Source organism: Staphylococcus sp. EG-SA-18, from assembly GCF_017151825.1.
Lineage (GTDB): Bacteria > Bacillota > Bacilli > Staphylococcales > Staphylococcaceae > Staphylococcus > Staphylococcus aureus.
Genome location: NZ_JACYVY010000002.1, coordinates 65,671 through 86,403, shown reverse-complemented (window position 1 = coordinate 86,403; position 20,733 = coordinate 65,671). Strand labels below are relative to the sequence as shown.

Annotated in this window: 9 protein-coding genes, 5 tRNA genes and 1 pseudogene; 11 read left to right on the top strand and 4 right to left on the bottom strand. The window is 34.4% G+C overall.

The genetic code is table 11. From position 1 onward, the window contains the following. The first annotated feature begins 54 nt into the window (after positions 1-54). The 10 genes and pseudogenes from IDG66_RS00835 (at position 55) to fmtB (ending at position 12,633) form a co-directional block, all read left to right on the top strand. A tRNA-Glu gene (locus IDG66_RS00835) sits at positions 55-126 on the top strand. A gap of 7 nt (positions 127-133) precedes the next feature. Then, positions 134-209 (top strand) — tRNA-Val (locus IDG66_RS00830). 29 nt (positions 210-238) lie between these two features. Then, positions 239-322, top strand: a tRNA-Tyr gene (locus tag IDG66_RS00825). A 9-nt stretch (positions 323-331) separates the two neighbouring features. Further along, positions 332-406, top strand: a tRNA-Gln gene (locus IDG66_RS00820). 3 nt (positions 407-409) lie between these two features. Further along, positions 410-482: transfer RNA gene (locus IDG66_RS00815), tRNA-Lys, on the top strand. Between the two features lie 137 nt (positions 483-619). Further along, positions 620-1,528, top strand: a complete 909-nt coding sequence (gene rocF, locus IDG66_RS00810; protein ID WP_000167873.1) for an arginase — start codon at positions 620-622, stop codon at positions 1,526-1,528. Between the two features lie 188 nt (positions 1,529-1,716). Continuing rightward, positions 1,717-2,526, top strand: a complete 810-nt coding sequence (gene cdaA / locus IDG66_RS00805; RefSeq protein WP_000347896.1) for a diadenylate cyclase CdaA — start codon at positions 1,717-1,719, stop codon at positions 2,524-2,526. 1 nt (position 2,527) lies between these two features. Beyond that, a complete protein-coding gene (locus IDG66_RS00800) occupies positions 2,528-3,460 on the top strand; it encodes a CdaR family protein (RefSeq protein WP_000894032.1) in 933 nt (310 codons plus the stop codon). Between the two features lie 26 nt (positions 3,461-3,486). Then, positions 3,487-4,842 carry a phosphoglucosamine mutase gene (glmM, locus tag IDG66_RS00795; protein ID WP_000521495.1) on the top strand — a complete coding sequence of 452 codons (1,356 nt, stop codon included), beginning with the start codon at positions 3,487-3,489 and terminating at the stop codon, positions 4,840-4,842. Positions 4,843-5,127: 285 nt separating this feature from the next. Next, positions 5,128-12,633: pseudogene (gene fmtB / locus IDG66_RS00790) on the top strand (LPXTG-anchored DUF1542 repeat protein FmtB). A gap of 319 nt (positions 12,634-12,952) precedes the next feature. Here the strand turns inward: fmtB and IDG66_RS00785 are convergent. Genes IDG66_RS00785 through IDG66_RS00770 form a run of 4 tightly spaced genes read right to left on the bottom strand, consistent with a single transcriptional unit; the run spans position 12,953 to position 18,210 of the window. Then, positions 12,953-14,059 (bottom strand): mannitol-1-phosphate 5-dehydrogenase, encoded by a 1,107-nt coding sequence (locus IDG66_RS00785; RefSeq protein ID WP_000648723.1) that lies wholly within the window; start codon positions 14,057-14,059, stop codon positions 12,953-12,955. Further along, positions 14,059-14,493 carry a PTS sugar transporter subunit IIA gene (locus IDG66_RS00780; RefSeq protein ID WP_001292149.1) on the bottom strand — a complete coding sequence of 145 codons (435 nt, stop codon included), beginning with the start codon at positions 14,491-14,493 and terminating at the stop codon, positions 14,059-14,061. The genes IDG66_RS00785 and IDG66_RS00780 overlap by 1 nt, the downstream gene beginning before the upstream one ends. A gap of 11 nt (positions 14,494-14,504) precedes the next feature. Then, a complete protein-coding gene (locus tag IDG66_RS00775) occupies positions 14,505-16,637 on the bottom strand; it encodes a BglG family transcription antiterminator (protein WP_000927361.1) in 2,133 nt (710 codons plus the stop codon). 34 nt (positions 16,638-16,671) lie between these two features. Beyond that, entirely contained in the window at positions 16,672-18,210 is a 1,539-nt protein-coding gene (locus tag IDG66_RS00770; protein WP_000083807.1) for a PTS mannitol transporter subunit IICB, read from the bottom strand. Positions 18,211-18,890: 680 nt separating this feature from the next. Here IDG66_RS00770 and glmS point away from each other — a divergent pair. Further along, positions 18,891-20,696 carry a glutamine--fructose-6-phosphate transaminase (isomerizing) gene (glmS, locus tag IDG66_RS00765; RefSeq protein WP_000334465.1) on the top strand — a complete coding sequence of 602 codons (1,806 nt, stop codon included), beginning with the start codon at positions 18,891-18,893 and terminating at the stop codon, positions 20,694-20,696. The last annotated feature ends 37 nt before the right edge of the window (positions 20,697-20,733 follow it).

Genomic DNA, 20,733 nt, shown 5'->3' with positions numbered 1-20,733 from the left:
GCTATCGGCTGTTAACCGATCGGTCGTAGGTTCGAGTCCTACCTGTGGAGCCATGGCTCCTTGGTCAAGCGGTTAAGACACCGCCCTTTCACGGCGGTAACACGGGTTCGAGTCCCGTAGGAGTCATTATTTTGGAGAATTAGCTCAGCTGGGAGAGCATCTGCCTTACAAGCAGAGGGTCGGCGGTTCGAACCCGTCATTCTCCACCATTTTGATTATTAAATTATATGAATAAGCTGGAGGGGTAGCGAAGTGGCTAAACGCGGCGGACTGTAAATCCGCTCCTTCGGGTTCGGCAGTTCGAATCTGCCCCCCTCCACCATCTATATATTGGGCTATAGCCAAGCGGTAAGGCAACGGACTTTGACTCCGTCACTCGTTGGTTCGAATCCAGCTAGCCCAGCCATTAGAGCCATTAGCTCAGTTGGTAGAGCATCTGACTTTTAATCAGAGGGTCAGAGGTTCGAATCCTCTATGGCTCACTACTTGCACTTTCCATTTTTGGGAAGTGCTTTTTTTTATGAAGTAATAAGATAAACAGATTATATGTGTAGCTATTGCTTGATAATGGTAAGCGCATACATTATTCTTTAATTACATAGAGCAAAGGGGGACGCTTATGACAAAGACAAAAGCAATTGATATTATAGGTGCACCATCAACATTTGGACAAAGAAAATTAGGTGTTGATTTAGGACCAACAGCAATTAGATATGCTGGATTAATTTCAAGATTAAAGCAATTAGACCTTGATGTATATGACAAGGGGGATATTAAGGTACCTGTTGTGAACATTGAAAAATTTCATAGTGAACAAAAAGGATTAAGAAATTATGATGAAATTATAGATGTTAATCAAAAATTAAATAAAGAGGTTTCAGCATCAATTGAAAATAACAGATTTCCTCTAGTTCTTGGTGGAGATCATTCTATTGCGGTAGGTTCAGTATCAGCAATAAGTAAACATTATAATAATTTAGGTGTTATTTGGTATGATGCACATGGTGATTTAAATATACCTGAAGAGTCACCAAGTGGAAATATTCATGGTATGCCTCTAAGGATTTTGACAGGCGAAGGTCCCAAAGAACTTTTAGAATTAAATAGTAATGTAATCAAGCCAGAAAACATCGTACTAATTGGTATGAGAGATTTAGATAAAGGTGAAAGACAATTTATCAAAGATCATAATATTAAAACATTTACTATGTCAGATATTGATAAATTGGGGATAAAGGAAGTAATTGAAAATACAATAGAATATTTGAAGTCACGCAATGTTGATGGCGTTCATTTATCTTTAGATGTTGATGCTTTAGATCCGCTTGAAACGCCAGGCACTGGTACTAGAGTTTTGGGTGGTCTTAGTTATAGAGAAAGCCATTTTGCATTGGAATTACTGCATCAATCACATTTAATTTCCTCAATGGATTTAGTTGAAGTAAATCCATTGATTGACAGTAATAATCATACTGCTGAACAAGCGGTTTCATTAGTTGGAACATTTTTTGGTGAAACTTTATTATAAATAAATGATTTGTAGTGTATAAAGTATATTTTGCTTTTTGCACTACTTTTTTTAATTCACTAAAATGATTAAGAGTAGTTATAATCTTTAAAATAAATTTTTTCTATTTAAATATATGTTCGTATGACAGTGATGTAAATGATTGGTATAATGGGTATTATGGAAAAATATTACCCGGAGGAGATGTTATGGATTTTTCCAACTTTTTTCAAAACCTCAGTACGTTAAAAATTGTAACGAGTATCCTTGATTTACTGATAGTTTGGTATGTACTTTATCTTCTCATCACGGTCTTTAAGGGAACTAAAGCGATACAATTACTTAAAGGGATATTAGTAATTGTTATTGGTCAGCAGATAAGTATGATATTGAACTTGACTGCAACATCTAAATTATTCGATATCGTTATTCAATGGGGGGTATTAGCTTTAATAGTAATATTCCAACCAGAAATTAGACGTGCGTTAGAACAACTTGGTAGAGGTAGCTTTTTAAAACGCTATACTTCTAATACGTATAGTAAAGATGAAGAGAAATTGATTCAATCGGTTTCAAAGGCTGTGCAATATATGGCTAAAAGACGTATAGGTGCATTAATTGTCTTTGAAAAAGAAACAGGTCTTCAAGATTATATTGAAACAGGTATTGCAATGGATTCAAATATTTCGCAAGAACTTTTAATTAATGTCTTTATACCTAACACACCTTTACATGATGGTGCAATGATTATTCAAGGCACGAAGATTGCAGCAGCAGCAAGTTATTTGCCATTGTCTGATAGTCCTAAGATATCTAAAAGTTTGGGTACAAGACATAGAGCTGCGGTTGGTATTTCAGAAGTATCTGATGCATTTACCGTTATTGTATCTGAAGAAACTGGTGATATTTCGGTAACATTTGATGGAAAATTACGACGAGACATTTCAAACGAAATTTTTGAAGAGTTGCTTGCTGAACATTGGTTTGGCACACGCTTTCAAAAGAAAGGTGTGAAATAATATGCTAGAAAGTAAATGGGGCTTGAGATTTATTGCCTTTCTTTTGGCATTGTTTTTCTTTTTATCTGTTAACAATGTTTTTGGAAATATCTTTAACACTGGTAATCTTGGTCAAAAGTCTAGTAAAACGATTCAAGATGTACCCGTTGAAATTCTTTATAACACTAAAGATTTGCATTTAACAAAAGCGCCTGAAACAGTTAATGTGACTATTTCAGGACCACAATCAAAGATAATAAAAATTGAAAATCCAGAAGATTTAAGAGTAGTGATTGATTTATCAAATGCTAAAGCTGGAAAATATCAAGAGAAGTATCAAGTTAAAGGGTTAGCTGATGACATTCATTATTCTGTAAAACCTAAATTAGCAAATATTACGCTTGAAAACAAAGTAACTAAAAAGATGACAGTTCAACCTGATGTAAGTCAGAGTGATATTGATCCACTTTATAAAATTACAAAGCAAGAAGTTTCACCACAAACAGTTAAAGTAACAGGTGGAGAAGAACAATTGAATGATATCGCTTATTTAAAAGCCACTTTTAAAACTAATAAAAAGATTAATGGTGACACAAAAGATGTCGCAGAAGTAACGGCTTTTGATAAAAAACTGAATAAATTAAATGTATCGATTCAACCTAATGAAGTGAATTTACAAGTTAAAGTAGAGCCTTTTAGCAAAAAGGTTAAAGTAAATGTTAAACAGAAAGGTAGTTTAGCAGATGATAAAGAGTTAAGTTCGATTGATTTAGAAGATAAAGAAATTGAAATCTTCGGTAGTCGAGATGACTTACAAAATATAAGCGAAGTTGATGCAGAAGTAGATTTAGATGGTATTTCAGAATCAACTGAAAAGACTGTAAAAATCAATTTACCAGAACATGTCACTAAAGCACAACCAAGTGAAACGAAGGCTTATATAAATGTAAAATAAATAGCTAAATTAAAGGAGAGTAAACAATGGGAAAATATTTTGGTACAGACGGAGTAAGAGGTGTCGCAAACCAAGAACTAACACCTGAATTGGCATTTAAATTAGGAAGATACGGTGGCTATGTTCTAGCACATAATAAAGGTGAAAAACACCCACGTGTACTTGTAGGTCGCGATACTAGAGTTTCAGGTGAAATGTTAGAATCAGCATTAATAGCTGGTTTGATTTCAATTGGTGCAGAAGTGATGCGATTAGGTATTATTTCAACACCAGGTGTTGCATATTTAACACGCGATATGGGTGCAGAGTTAGGTGTAATGATTTCAGCCTCTCATAATCCAGTTGCAGATAATGGTATTAAATTCTTTGGATCAGATGGTTTTAAACTATCAGATGAACAAGAAAATGAAATTGAAGCATTATTGGATCAAGAAAACCCAGAATTACCAAGACCAGTTGGTAATGATATTGTACATTATTCAGATTACTTTGAAGGGGCACAAAAATATTTGAGTTATTTAAAATCAACAGTAGATGTTAACTTTGAAGGTTTGAAAATTGTTTTAGATGGTGCAAATGGTTCAACATCATCATTAGCGCCATTCTTATTTGGTGATTTAGAAGCAGATACTGAAACAATTGGATGTAGTCCTGATGGATATAATATCAATGAGAAATGTGGCTCTACACATCCTGAAAAATTAGCAGAAAAAGTTGTTGAAACTGAAAGTGATTTTGGGTTAGCATTTGACGGCGATGGAGACAGAATCATAGCAGTAGATGAGAATGGTCAAATCGTTGACGGTGACCAAATTATGTTTATTATTGGTCAAGAAATGCATAAAAATCAAGAATTGAATAATGACATGATTGTTTCTACTGTTATGAGTAATTTAGGTTTTTACAAAGCGCTTGAACAAGAAGGAATTAAATCTAATAAAACTAAAGTTGGCGACAGATATGTAGTAGAAGAAATGCGTCGCGGTAATTATAACTTAGGTGGAGAACAATCTGGGCATATCGTTATGATGGATTACAATACAACTGGTGATGGTTTATTAACTGGTATTCAATTAGCTTCTGTAATAAAAATGACTGGTAAATCACTAAGTGAATTAGCTGGACAAATGAAAAAATATCCACAATCATTAATTAACGTACGCGTAACAGATAAATATCGTGTTGAAGAAAATGTTGACGTTAAAGAAGTTATGACTAAAGTAGAAGTAGAAATGAATGGAGAAGGTCGAATTTTAGTAAGACCTTCTGGAACAGAACCATTAGTTCGTGTCATGGTTGAAGCAGCAACTGATGAAGATGCTGAAAGATTTGCACAACAAATAGCTGATGTGGTTCAAGATAAAATGGGATTAGATAAATAAATACCATAAATACTGTATTACAAATAAGCCGATGCGTATGCATCGGTTTTTTGTGTTTCTAGAAATAATTTATAGTACAAACGTAAAATGATATAAACAAAATAAAAACAAAGTAATAAATATGTAATATAAAATACACTGGTACTCAATATATAATGATGATAAAATTAATTTTAATTAGATAGAGTTGCTTTGTGTTTTTAACGCAGATGCTACTACTTATCTTAACAGTTGATTAAGTGAAATCATTTAACAGCGAGAATAATCAACCAGGAGGATGACTTAATGAATTTATTCAGACAACAAAAATTTAGTATCAGAAAATTTAATGTCGGTATTTTTTCAGCTTTAATTGCCACTGTTACATTTATATCTATTAACCCGACAACAGCGTCTGCAGCAGAGCAAAATCAGCCTGCACAAAATCAACCAGCACAACCAGCTGATGCCAATGCACAGCCTAACGCAAATGCTGGTGCTCAAGCTAATCCTGCAGCACAACCAGCTGCACCTGCGAACCAAGGACAACCAGCAGCACAACCAGCAAACCAAGGTGGACAGGCTAATCCAGCAGGAGGCGCAGCACAACCAGTAGGAGGCGCAGCACAACCGGCAGCAGGTACAGCACAACCAGCTGGACAAGGTAATCAAGCTGATCCAAATAACGCTGCACAAGCACAACCTGGAAATCAAGCAGCACCGGCAAACCAAGCAGGACAAGGAAATAACCAAGCAACACCGGCAAATCAAACACAGCCAGCGAATGCTCCAGCAGCGCAACCAGCAGCACCTGTAGCAGCAAACGCACAAACTCAAGATCCAAATGCTAGCAATACTGGTGAAGGCAGTATTAATACAACATTAACGTTTGATGATCCTGCCATATCAACAGATGAGAATAGACAGGATCCAACTGTAACTGTTACAGATAAAGTAAATGGTTATTCATTAATTAACAACGGTAAGATTGGTTTCGTTAACTCAGAATTAAGACGAAGCGATATGTTTGATAAGAATAACCCTCAGAACTATCAAGCTAGGGGAAATGTAGCTGCATTAGGTCGTGTGAATGCAAATGATTCTACAGATCATGGTAACTTTAACGGTATTTCAAAAACTGTTAATGTAAAACCAGATTCAGAATTAATTATCAACTTTACTACTATGCAAACGAATAGTAAGCAAGGTGCAACAAATTTAGTTATTAAAGATGCTAAGAAAAATACTGAATTAGCAACTGTAAATGTAGCTAAGACTGGTACTGCACACTTATTTAAAGTACCAACAGATGCTGATCGTTTAGATTTACAATTTATTCCTGACAATACAGCAGTTGCTGATGCTTCAAGAATTACAACAAATAAAGATGGTTATAAATACTATTCATTCATTGATAATGTAGGTCTATTCTCAGGATCACATTTATATGTCAAAAATAGAGATTTAGCACCGAAAGCAACAAATAATAAAGAATTTACAATTAATACTGAAATCGGTAACAATGGTAATTTTGGTGCTTCATTGAAAGCAGATCAATTTAAATATGAAGTAACATTACCACAAGGTGTAACTTACATTAATGATTCATTAACTACAACATTCCCTAATGGTAATGAAGACAGTACAGTATTGAAAAATATGACTGTTAATTATGATCAAACTGCAAATAAAGTTACATTTACAAGCCAAGGTGTGACAACGGCACGTGGTACACACACTAAAGAAGTTTTATTCCCAGATAAATCTTTAAAATTATCATATAAAGTTAATGTTGCGAATATCGATACACCTAAAAATATTGATTTTAATGAAAAATTAACATATCGTACTGCTTCAGATGTTGTAATTAATAATGCGCAACCAGAAGTTACACTAACTGCAGATCCATTTTCAGTAGCGGTTGAAATGAACAAAGATGCGTTGCAACAACAAGTAAACTCACAAGTTGATAATAGTCATTACACAACAGCATCAATTGCAGAATACAATAAACTTAAACAACAAGCAGATACTATTTTAAATGAAGATGCGAATCATGTTGAAACTGCAAATCGTGCATCTCAAGCGGATATTGATGGTTTAGTAACTAAATTACAAGCTGCATTAATTGATAATCAAGCAGCAATTGCTGAATTAGATACTAAAGCTCAAGAAAAGGTTACAGCAGCACAACAAAGTAAAAAAGTTACGCAAGATGAAGTTGCAGCGCTTGTGACTAAAATTAACAATGATAAAAATAATGCAATCGCAGAAATTAATAAACAAACAACATCACAAGGTGTCACAACTGAAAAAGATAATGGTATCGCAGTGTTAGAACAAGATGTGATTACACCAACAGTTAAACCTCAAGCGAAACAAGATATTATCCAAGCAGTTACAACTCGTAAACAACAAATTAAAAAGTCAAATGCATCATTACAAGATGAAAAAGATGTAGCAAATGATAAAATTGGTAAAATTGAAACAAAGGCAATTAAAGATATTGATGCAGCAACAACAAATGCACAAGTAGAAGCCATTAAAACAAAAGCAATCAATGATATTAATCAAACTACACCTGCTACAACAGCTAAAGCAGCAGCTCTTGAAGAATTTGACGAAGTTGTTCAAGCACAAATTGATCAAGCACCTTTAAATCCTGATACAACAAATGAAGAAGTAGCGGAAGCTATTGAACGTATTAATGCAGCTAAAGTTTCTGGTGTTAAAGCAATTGAAGCGACAACGACTGCACAAGATTTAGAAAGAGTTAAAAACGAAGAAATCTCAAAAATTGAAAATATTACTGACTCTACGCAAACAAAAATGGATGCCTATAATGAAGTTAAACAAGCTGCAACAGCTAGAAAAGCTCAAAATGCTACAGTTTCAAATGCAACAAATGAAGAAGTAGCAGAAGCTGATGCAGCAGTAGAAGCAGCTCAAAAGCAAGGTTTACATGACATCCAAGTTGTTAAATCAAAACAGGAAGTTGCTGATACAAAATCAAAAGTATTAGATAAAATCAATGCAATTCAAACACAAGCAAAAGTTAAACCTGCAGCTGATACAGAAGTAGAAAACGCATATAATACACGTAAACAAGAAATTCAAAATAGCAATGCTTCAACTACAGAAGAAAAACAAGCTGCATATACAGAATTAGATACTAAAAAGCAAGAAGCAAGAACAAATCTTGATGCTGCAAATACAAACAGTGCTGTAACAACAGCTAAAGACAATGGTATTGCTGCAATTAATCAAGTTCAAGCTGCCACAACTAAGAAATCGGATGCTAAAGCAGAAATTGCTCAAAAAGCAAGTGAACGTAAAACAGCAATCGAAGCAATGAATGATTCGACTACTGAAGAACAACAAGCAGCGAAAGAAAAAGTTGATCAAGCTGTTCTGTCTGCAAACGCTGATATAGATAATGCTGCAGCAAATACAGATGTAGATAATGCAAAAACTACAAATGAAGCTACAATCGCAGCCATTACACCTGATGCAAATGTTAAACCTCAAGCGAAACAAGCAATTGCAGATAAAGTACAAGCTCAAGAAAAAGCAATTGATGCTAATAACGGTTCAACAACAGAAGAAAAAGCAGCTGCGAAACAACAAGTCCAAACTGAAAAAACGACTGCTGATGCAGCAATAGATGCAGCACATACAAATGCGGAAGTTGAAGCGGCTAAAAATGCAGAAATTGCTAAAATTGAAGCGATTCAGCCAGCAACAACAACTAAAGATAATGCGAAAGAAGCAATTGCTACGAAAGCGAATGAACGTAAAACAGCAATCGCTCAAACGCAAGACATTACTGCTGAAGAAATTGCAGCGGCTAATGCGGACGTAGATAATGCTGTGACACAAGCAAATAGCAACATTGAAGCTGCTAATAGTCAAAATGATGTAGACCAAGCGAAAACGACAGGTGAAACTAGTATTGATCAAGTAACACCAACAGTTAATAAAAAAGCAACTGCACGTAATGAAATCACAGCAATTTTAAATAACAAATTGCAAGAGATTCAAGCTACGCCAGATGCAACAGATGAAGAAAAACAAGCAGCTGATGCAGAAGCAAATACTGAAAATGGTAAAGCAATTCAAGCCATTGCAGCAGCAACTACTAACGCACAAGTTGATGAAGCTAAAACAAATGCAGAAGCAGCGATTAATGCGGTAACACCAAAAGTTGTGAAGAAACAAACGGCTAAAGATGAAATTGATCAATTACAAGCAACGCAAACAAATGTTATCAATAATGATCAGAACGCTACAACTGAAGAAAAAGAAGCAGCTATTCAACAATTAGCAACAGCAGTTACAGACGCGAAAAATAATATTACAGCTGCAACTGATGATAATGGTGTAGATCAGGCGAAAGACGCTGGAAAGAATTCAATTCAAAGCACGCAACCAGCAACATCGGTTAAATCAAATGCTAAAAATGATGTTGATCAAGCTGTGACAACTCAAAATCAAGCAATTGATAATACAACTGGTGCTACAACTGAAGAGAAAAATGCAGCAAAAGATTTAGTTTTAAAAGCTAAAGAAAAAGCGTATCAAGATATCTTAAATGCACAAACAACTAATGATGTTACGCAAATTAAAGATCAAGCAGTTGCTGATATTCAAGGTATTACTGCAGATACAACAATTAAAGATGTTGCGAAAGATGAATTAGCAACAAAAGCAAACGAACAAAAAGCGCTTATTGCACAAACTGCAGATGCGACTACTGAAGAAAAAGAACAAGCAAATCAACAAGTAGACGCACAATTAACACAAGGTAATCAAAATATTGAAAATGCACAGTCAATTGATGACGTAAACACTGCAAAAGATAATGCAATTCAAGCCATCGACCCAATTCAAGCATCAACAGATGTTAAAACGAATGCAAGAGCGGAATTGCTAACTGAAATGCAAAATAAAATAACTGAAATACTTAATAATAATGAGACTACTAATGAAGAAAAAGGTAACGATATTGGACCAGTTAGAGCAGCATATGAAGAAGGTTTAAATAATATTAATGCAGCAACTACTACAGGTGATGTAACTACTGCTAAAGATACAGCAGTACAAAAAGTTCAACAACTTCATGCAAATCCTGTTAAGAAACCAGCAGGTAAAAAAGAATTAGATCAAGCTGCAGCTGATAAGAAAACACAAATAGAACAAACACCAAATGCATCACAACAAGAAATTAATGATGCAAAACAAGAAGTTGATACTGAATTAAATCAAGCGAAAACAAATGTCGATCAATCATCAACAAATGAATATGTTGATAATGCAGTTAAAGAAGGAAAAGCTAAAATTAATGCAGTTAAAACATTTAGTGAGTACAAAAAAGATGCTTTAGCTAAAATTGAAGATGCATATAATGCTAAAGTAAACGAAGCGGATAACTCTAACGCATCGACTTCAAGTGAAATTGCTGAAGCGAAACAAAAACTTGCTGAATTAAAACAAACTGCGGATCAAAATGTTAATCAAGCTACTTCTAAAGATGACATTGAAGTTCAAATTCATAATGACTTAGATAATATTAACGATTACACAATTCCAACAGGTAAAAAAGAATCAGCTACAACAGATTTATATGCTTATGCAGATCAGAAGAAAAATAATATTTCAGCTGACACTAATGCAACACAAGATGAAAAGCAATAAGCAATTAAGCAAGTTGACCAAAATGTTCAAACTGCATTAGAAAGCATTAATAATGGTGTGGATAATGGTGACGTTGATGATGCATTAACACAAGGTAAAGCAGCAATTGATGCTATTCAAGTAGATGCTACTGTTAAACCTAAAGCGAACCAAGCTATTGAAGTTAAAGCAGAAGATACGAAAGAATCTATTGATCAAAGTGACCAGTTAACTGCTGAAGAAAAAACTGAAGCATTAGCAATGATTAAACAAATTACAGATCAAGCTAAACAAGGTATTACTGATGCAACAACAACTGCTGAAGTTGAAAAAGCGAAAGCTCAAGGACTTGAAGCATTTGATAACATTCAAATCGACTCAACAGAAAAACAAAAAGCTATCGAAGAATTAGAAACTGCACTAGACCAGATTGAAGCAGGTGTAAATGTCGACGCTGATGCTACAACTGAAGAAAAAGAAGCGTTTACGAATGCTTTAGAAGACATTTTATCAAAAGCAACTGAAGATATTTCTGATCAAACTACAAATGCAGAAATCGCTACTGTCAAAAATAGTGCGCTTGAACAACTTAAAGCACAACGTATTAATCCAGTAGTTAAGAAAAATGCTTTGGAAGCAATTAGAGAAGTGGTTAACAAGCAAATAGAAATAATTAAAAATGCAGATGCAGATGCATCGGCGAAAGAAATTGCACGTACAGATTTAGGTAGATATTTTGACAGATTTGCTGATAAATTAGATAAAACACAAACAAATACAGAGGTTGCTGAATTACAAAATGTAACGATACCTGCAATTGAAGCGATTGTGCCTCAGAATGATCCAGATGCTAATGATACTAATAATGGTACAGATAATAATGATGCAACAGCAAATTCAAATGCTAATGCAACACCAGAAAACACTGGACAACCTAACGTATCTGAGACGACAGATAATGGCAAAGCAGACGCTTCTCCGACAACACCAAATAATAGTGATGCGGCAACAGGTGAAACAACAGTAACATCAGCAACTGATGATGCAAAGGATAAACCGCAAGCTAATAACAATTCTAGTGCAGATGCATCAACAAACAGTCCGACAATGGATAACGATGTAACTAGTAAACCAGAAGTAGAATCAACTAATAACGGCACAACTGATAAACCTGTAACAGAAACAGATAATGCAACGCCAGCAGAAAGCACAACAAATAACAATAGTACAACTACAGCAACAAACGAGAATGCACCAACAGGATCAACAACGACGGCTCCAACAACTGCGAGCACAGAAGCAGCATCATCTGCTGATAGTAAAGATAATGCATCTGTAAATGATTCAAAACAAAATGCTGAAGTAAATAATAGTGCTGAATCTCAATCAACTAATGGCAAGGTTGCACAACCAAAATCTGAAAATAAAGCTAAGGCAGAAAAAGATGGTAGAGATTCAACAAATCAAAGTATGGTTGAATCAACAACTGAAACATTGCCTTCAGCAGACATAACAGAACCAAATGTACCTTCTAATACATCAAAAGATAAAGAGGAAAGTACGTCAAATCAAACTGATGCAGGACAACTTAAGTCTGAAACTAACGTTGCATCTAACGAAGCAGATAAATCGCCAAGCAAAGCTGATACTGAAGTTTCGAATAAACCATCAACATCTGCATCTTCTGAAGCAAAAGAAAAAATGACTTCAACTAATGTTAGCCAAAAAGATGATACGGCAACAGCAGATACTAATGATATGCAAACATCAGTTGGCTCAGTTGCAAACAATAAAGCTAAAGATATGCAAACTAATGATACGCAAACATCAGTTGGCCCAGTTGCAAACAATAAAGCTACGCAAAACGACGGTGCCAATGCATCTCCAGCAACAGTTTCTAATGGTAGTCATAGTATGCATCAAGATATGCTTAATGTAACTAAGACTGAAGAAAACAAAGCAAATGCAAAATCAGACCAACAAGGAAAAGTTAATAAGCCTAAACAACAAGCTAAAACTTTACCAGATACTGGTATGTCACATAATGACGATTTACCATATGCTGAATTAGCTCTAGGTGCAGGTATGGCATTCTTAATTAGAAGATTCACTAAGAAAGACCAACAAACTGAAGAATAAAATTTATTCAAGAATGTGAACATCTAGTTATTTCATAGGGAAATATTCCTTACTAAGTAACCAAGTCTAACAGTTAATATGAATTTGTTTTAGTAATGACCAATAGCCATTGAATAGGTGGCTGTGGCTCGAAAATAAAACAAATTATTAACGCAAAAATACTCCTTTCATACATAACACAAGTTAAGTGTCTATGTTGAAGGGAGTATTTTTTTATGTTCAGAAATTTAATATTGTTAATTCAACGGAACTACTACATTATTACTGATTGTTAACGAATAACGTTGGAAACTTCTTGTTTCAAACAAAGCTCAATAAATTATGAAAGTGAATTGTACGCTTCAATTATTTCATCGGCTAAGCCATCGTCAACTTTAGCATATTCGCTTAAAAACGCTTTTAAACCGTGTTCTTTAATGTAATTATTTTTCTCAACAGTTTCTTGGTCTGCTGTATCATCATACTTCAATAACAATGCAGCTGTATTTAATAAACCAGTGCGTTCTAAATCTTTATTATAAAGATATGTTAATGGTTTTATAATTCTATCTTTAGGGCCAATTTTACGTAACGTACCTCGTCCGACACGTGTCACTTCATCAGATAAATAAGAATTGTTGAAACGGTCTATTATTTTTTCAACATAACCAGCTTGTTCCGCTTCAGTAAAATCAAATTCATTAGTAATATATTGACTTGTTTCAGCTAAAACACGGCGTAAGCCAGCTTCAATTGAACTATCTTTTACAGCGTCTAATACGGTAGCTTTACCTGCAAATTTACCAGCATACGCTAAATATGCATGTCCTGTATTCACAGTTAATAATTTACGCTCAATATATGGTGTTAAATCATCAACATATTTAATATGATTTAGTTCTGGGCCATACCATGCATCTTTTTCAACAACCCATTCGTAAAATGGCTCAACCATAACGTCTAATATATTTTCATTCTTTTGTAATGGTACAATTCTATCAACTGCTGAGTTAGCAAAATGAATATTGTTACCAAGAGGGCCAGTAATATCAAGTACTGCTTTTTTCAATGTATCAGTTGCCATAATAGCATTCTCACAAGCAACAATATTAACATGGTTTGTTTTTTCTTTTAAGAAAGGCGCAAAAGATTTAGCAATAATAGGTAGTATGTTAACACCAACAGCTGTTGTAATAATATCAGCTTCTAGAATTGCTTGTTTCAACGCTTCAGAAGGTTGCATTGAATTAATTGCATCAACATTATTCACGCGCGTCGTTGTTTTAGACTCATCAGCTAAAATAACATCGTATTGATGATCATGAGCTAAAGCATTAATGATTTCTTCATTGACGTCTGCAAATGTTACTTTAACATTGTTGTCTGCAAGAATATAACCAATGAAACCACGACCTATGTTACCAGCACCAAAGTGAACTGCTTTCATTATGCATCTGCCTCCTCGAATACTTGTTTAATTTCTTCTGCAGATTTTGCTTGAACGATACGATCCACATTTTCTTCTTCGCTAAATGTAATTGCAATTTTAGATAACAAGTCTAAATGTTCGCCATCTTTACCAGCGATTCCCACGACAACTTTAACTACTTCGCCATCCCAGTCAACGCCTTCAGGGATTTGTAATAATGTTAAACCTGAGTGAATCACATTTGTTTTAGCTTCATCTGTGCCATGAGGAATTGCTAAGCCATTTCCCATAAATGTTGATACGACTTGTTCACGATCTTTCATTGCTTGAATATAAGCATCTGTTACAGCACCACTATCAACTAAGGCTTTACCTGCTTTTTCAATTGCTTCATTTTGGCTGTTAACATTTACATTTAAAAAGATATTGTCATTACTAAATAATTCGCTCATTTTGTACACTCCTAAATAAATTGTTTTTTAATTCGTTCTAAAAATTTGTTTCTTAATAATGTTTCAAGTTCCTGTGGATTTTCCATAAAAGTATCAATAGATTCTAATTTCAAACTTAAAAATTCGGACAAGTCACTTACCAGTGATGCCATAAAATCATTGTCAGGAATAAACATGGAAATCATATATTTAATTGTTTGATTGTCATTTTGAATACTAGGCAATATTAACGGTTCTTCTAAAACTGTGATTAGAACCATAGGGTGTTTAATCATATTGTCTCTTAGGTGTGGTATCGCAACAGGATATGGACTTAATATCCATCCTGGATTGTCAATCAATCGTTGCTCTAGTAGTTCAGCGAATGACGTTGGATCGTTTATTGCATCGCATTGATATAGATAATCTGCGATATATGTTTGCCACTGTTTAACTTCGGTACTAACTATTTTCACTGAATCAAGCAAAGTTAAACCCGAACGCATATGATGCATTAATTGTTCTGATTTTTCGTCACTTAAATGTTTTTCGAAAACTGAAGTTAAGTATGAAGTTTGTTCATTTTCAAAAGATGTATTGCCATCAATATCTTTCGTTTCAACATGAACATCATCCTTATCAATCATGTTTGATGATTTATCATGCGTCTCTTGGAACGTAGACTTTGTATTTAAAAACTGTGCGACATAACTGATATCACTATCTGGTAATAATGGGTTTACCGTTAAATAGGGGGAGTCGATGTCTAAATTCACAGTAGAAATAATGCCATCATATTGACTTAAATCTAGTGACTTCAAATCGCTGACTGATGCTTGTGTAATACGCTCAATCTCACTAAAAACTTGCTCTAGACGAGTTGATAATAGACGACTAGTTCCCATACCACTGCTGCAAACGACTAATATGTTTAAAAATCGATTACCTTGGTTTTTAATCGAGCCACCAAAGTGTAAAACTATAAAAGCAATTTCACTCTCTGGAAAAATCAAATCAGGCCAACAATCATTTAAAGCTAATCTTACATTTTCAAATAGTCTTGGATATTTGAACTTAATCATGTCTGTTAACGGATTATAGGTCTCGATATTAGCTTGCAAACGATTGATTGCAGGATTAAGGTGTAGCGTCAGTCCATCTACTAAAGTATCCAAATCTGCAAATGTCATACCGGAAATCATTTCTACTTTGTTAACAAACGCTTTAATTTTGTTTTCTTCACAACGATTATTTAATGATGTATCATTAAGATTTTTTCGTTTAGCTCCACGTAAATGGATAGTAATGAAAGCAATTTCTGCCTGATTAAACGTGACGTCATATATTTGACCAAGTTTATCAGCAAGTTCGCTTGCTACTTTGTGTTCAAATGTGTTTTGTACAGAATCATAAATATCATCGTTTAATGCGACATACTCACCATTTTTTATACGTGAAATGGATAGCACGATATGGACAGTTAAAGTTAAATAACTTGATTCGGTAAGTTGGTAGGGTAAGGCACTTAGGTAGTCCATTAATAGTCTTTCAACATTAAAAATGCGCTCTAAGTCAACAAAGTCTTTGTGGATTTGATTTAATGAATGAAAGACAAAATGATTTTCAATTACTGAATAAACGCTAGTACTATTTAAGTTATTCACCATTAATTGACTTAAAAATTCACGTTTCTTTGATTCAGTACCTACCAAGTAAATGCCTTCGCCACGCTTTCGAGATAAAGATAGTTGGTACTTATTTAAATCAAGCTCTAAATCATCTAACATCTTTGCTAAAGTCTGGACAGAAACGCCAATTTCTTGCGCTAAACTATATTGTTTAACTGGCTCCTTGGCTTGTATCAAAGCGTATATAATAATTACTTTCTGCTCTTCAACAGATAAGTCAATGGTTTGATGTTGTGCAATCGATTGCTTCAAATCGTTTAAATCAGAATCTGTGCCAGCAATGCGTAGCCCTTTTTTGTTTGCGCGTTCTAAAGTTAATGAAAATGAAGTTAAATATGCTTCAACACCTTTTAATTCACGGTGAATAGTACGAGAGGACACCGCAAGTTGCTGAGCAATGTCGTGTATAGTGATATATTGACCGTGGTACTTAATCAATAGGGCTATCATTTCTTTTTCACGTGTACTCAATAACATGGCGGTATCCTCCATTTTTTAATTTATTTAATTATTATGCTTGATCATCTTTTTTTAGATTATTTAAAAGTTCTTCATATCTTGGTGAATTAAGGAAATTATCCACTGAAATATGGATGGCATTTGGTGTTTGTTTAATAGCACGATCAGTTAGTTTTTTCTGAGTGATAACTAATTGAGCATCTTTTGGCAATTGATTAATCGCAGTATTTGTAACTGTAATATCATTAATGCCCGCCTTTTTAAATTTATTACGTAACATGCTTGCACCCATTGCACTAGAACCCATACCCGCATCGCAGGCAAAAATAACATGATTTATATTATTGTAATTGTGTGCATCAACATCTTCAGTGTTGTAATTATCCAATAGCGCTTCAGGATCATCATCTGATGAAGATGTTTCACTAACATTACCACTAGCATTTTCTTCTGTATTAACATTTTTATCAGAAGATACTAACTTAGAAGCAACGCTTGATTTTTTCCCTTTAGTATTTTCCATTTGAGCTGTCGCAGCTTCTAAATCCTGCTTTGGTTCTCTAGTGAACTTCATAATTAAAGCAGCTACAACGAATGATACAAGTGCAGCAAGGAAGACACCGAGTAACATGTGCAAGAATTCACCTCTAGGTGCATTTAAACAGTAAACTATAAATGAACCTGGTGACGCGGGACTTTTAAATCCAAATCCTGTTGCTTGATAAGTTGCAACACCAGTCATTCCACCTAAAATAACAGCGATAAATAATAAAGGACGCATTAATACATATGGGAAATAAATTTCATGAATACCACCTAAGAAGTGGATAATTCCAGCACCATATGACGTTGCTTTTGCAGTGCCTTTTCCAAAAATCATATAAGCAAGTAAGATACCTAAACCTGGTCCAGGGTTAGATTCAATTGTGTATAAAATTGATTGACCAGCTTTTGCAGCTTGATCTGCACCAAGCGGTGTGAATACACCATGGTTAATCGCATTGTTTAAAAATACAATTTTTGCAGGCTCTACTAAAATACTTACAAGTGGAAGTAGGTGTGCATGTACTAATGCTTCAACTGCCACTGATAAAATATGCATAATAAATTTCATAAGTGGTGCTAAAATTTTAAATCCTGCAATCGTCATGATAAATCCTAAAATACCAGCAGAAAAGTTATTAAATAACATTTCAAAACCTTGCGGCGTTCTAGGTTGAATCAATTGGTCGGTCTTCTTCATTAACCAACCAACAAGTGGACCCATAATCATTGCACCAAGTAACATTGGTGTATCAGGTAATGCAACGATGACCCCCATAGTTGCTGTTGCTGCGATGATACCACCACGTAAATCATAAATTAAACGACCACCACTAAATGCGATCAATAATGGGATTAAATAAGTAATCATTGGTCCTGCTAAAGTAGCTAAATCTTTGTTAGGTAACCATCCATTATCTATAAAAATGGCCGCGATAAAACCCCAAGCGATGAAAGCGCCAATGTTTGGCATGATCATACTACTTAAGAATGATCCAAATGCTTGAACACGACGACCAATTCCTTTTTTCTCTTCAGTTTGTGACATGTTTACACCTCTTTTTTAATATATGTGACTATATATAGTGTATAGAGAGGTTACTTGTTACTCAATATAAACAAAAATCAACTTTGTCAAAATAAATGTGACAAAATTAAATAAAGTGTCATCAATGTGACAGTATAGATATTTTGAAAAAGTAAAACAAAAAAATTGTTTTAGGATTTTTAAAATTTTATTGTGAAAATATTTGCAAAACAAAACAACACCGTTGTACAATAATGATTAATGGAAAGGGGGAAAGTTCGGCAGTACAGTTAAAGCGCCTGTGCAAATAAATATTTGTATTTGAAGATTAAAGGTTAATATATGAGTGGCCTTTATAGAGTGCAATATATGTATTTGTAGACGAGGAGGATAGTGATCGAATAGATCGGCGGATGCTATCCCGGATGTGGCTCATTCGTTAGCTTATTAAGTAAAACATTAGGGTGACTTAATGGACAAAGTTAATAAGATCGCCAGAAATTGAATATAAAAAATATTAATATGGAAAGTACAGTGTGAGCAATTTGTATAGTTGTAAAAATAACTATGCTTAATTTGTTATGGATGAATGCGATGATAGCATGTTCCTATTTATATTATGAAAGCAGATTGTCAATCTAAATTATCGGCAATAAATCATAATTTACGCGTACTATTCCAATATGGAGGAAAATGTCGTTATGTGTGGAATTGTTGGTTATATTGGCTATGATAATGCCAAAGAATTATTATTAAAAGGTTTAGAAAAATTAGAATACAGAGGTTATGACTCTGCAGGTATCGCAGTAGTAAATGATGATAATACAACTGTATTTAAAGAAAAAGGTCGTATTGCAGAATTACGTAAAGTTGCTGATAGTAGCGATTTTGATGGACCTGTTGGAATCGGTCACACACGTTGGGCAACACACGGTGTACCGAATCATGAAAACTCTCATCCACATCAATCATCAAATGGCCGTTTTACTCTAGTTCATAACGGTGTTATTGAAAACTATGAAGAGTTAAAAGGTGAATACTTACAAGGTGTATCATTCATTTCAGAAACAGATACAGAAGTTATCGTTCAATTAGTTGAATACTTTTCAAATCAAGGACTTTCAACTGAAGAAGCATTTACAAAAGTTGTGTCATTATTACATGGTTCATATGCATTAGGTTTATTAGATGCTGAAGACAAAGACACAATCTATGTTGCTAAAAATAAATCACCATTATTATTAGGTGTTGGTGAAGGTTTCAATGTTATCGCATCAGACGCACTTGCAATGTTACAAGTGACAAGCGAATATAAAGAAATCCATGACCATGAAATCGTTATTGTTAAAAAAGATGAAGTTATTATTAAAGATGCAGATGGAAACGTTGTAGAACGTGATTCATATATTGCTGAAATTGATGCATCAGATGCTGAAAAAGGTGTTTATGCACACTACATGTTAAAAGAAATTCATGAACAACCAGCAGTAATGCGTCGTATTATTCAAGAATATCAAGATGCAGAAGGTAACTTGAAAATTGATCAAGACATCATCAATGATGTTAAAGAAGCAGACCGCATTTACGTTATTGCAGCAGGTACAAGCTACCATGCAGGTTTAGTAGGTAAAGAATTTTTAGAAAAATGGGCTGGCGTACCAACTGAAGTACACGTTGCATCAGAGTTTGTCTACAACATGCCATTATTATCTGAAAAACCATTGTTCGTTTATATTTCTCAATCAGGTGAAACTGCAGATAGCCGCGCCGTATTAGTTGAAACTAATAAATTAGGTCATAAATCATTAACAATCACTAATGTTGCAGGTTCAACTTTATCACGTGAAGCAGACCACACATTGTTATTACACGCGGGTCCTGAAATCGCAGTTGCATCTACAAAAGCATATACTGCACAAATTGCAGTATTATCAATCTTGTCTCAAATCGTTGCAAAAGAGCATGGTCGTGAAGCAGATATTGATTTATTGAGAGAATTAGCAAAAGTAACAACAGCAATAGAAGCAATTGTTGACGATGCACCAATTATGGAACAAATTGCTACAGATTTCTTAGAAACAACACGCAATGCATTCTTTATCGGACGTACTATTGACTATAACGTAAGTTTAGAAGGTGCGTTAAAACTTAAAGAAATTTCTTACATTCAAGCAGAAGGTTTTGCTGGTGGAGAACTTAAACATGGTACAATTGCCTTAATCGAAGAAGGTACACCAGTTGTAGGTTTAGCAACACAAGAGAAAGTTAATTTATCAATTCGTGGTAACGTTAAAGAGGTAGTAGCACGTGGTGCACATCCATGTATTATTTCTATGGAGGGTCTTGAAAAAGAAGGCGACACTTATGTCATTCCTCATGTACATGAATTGTTAACGCCATTAGTATCAGTGGTTGCATTACAATTAATTTCATACTATGCAGCATTACACAGAGATTTAGATGTTGATAAACCACGTAACCTTGCTAAATCAGTTACTGTGGAATAATTCACTTTTTTAGAATCAATCATGTATTAAAATTAAA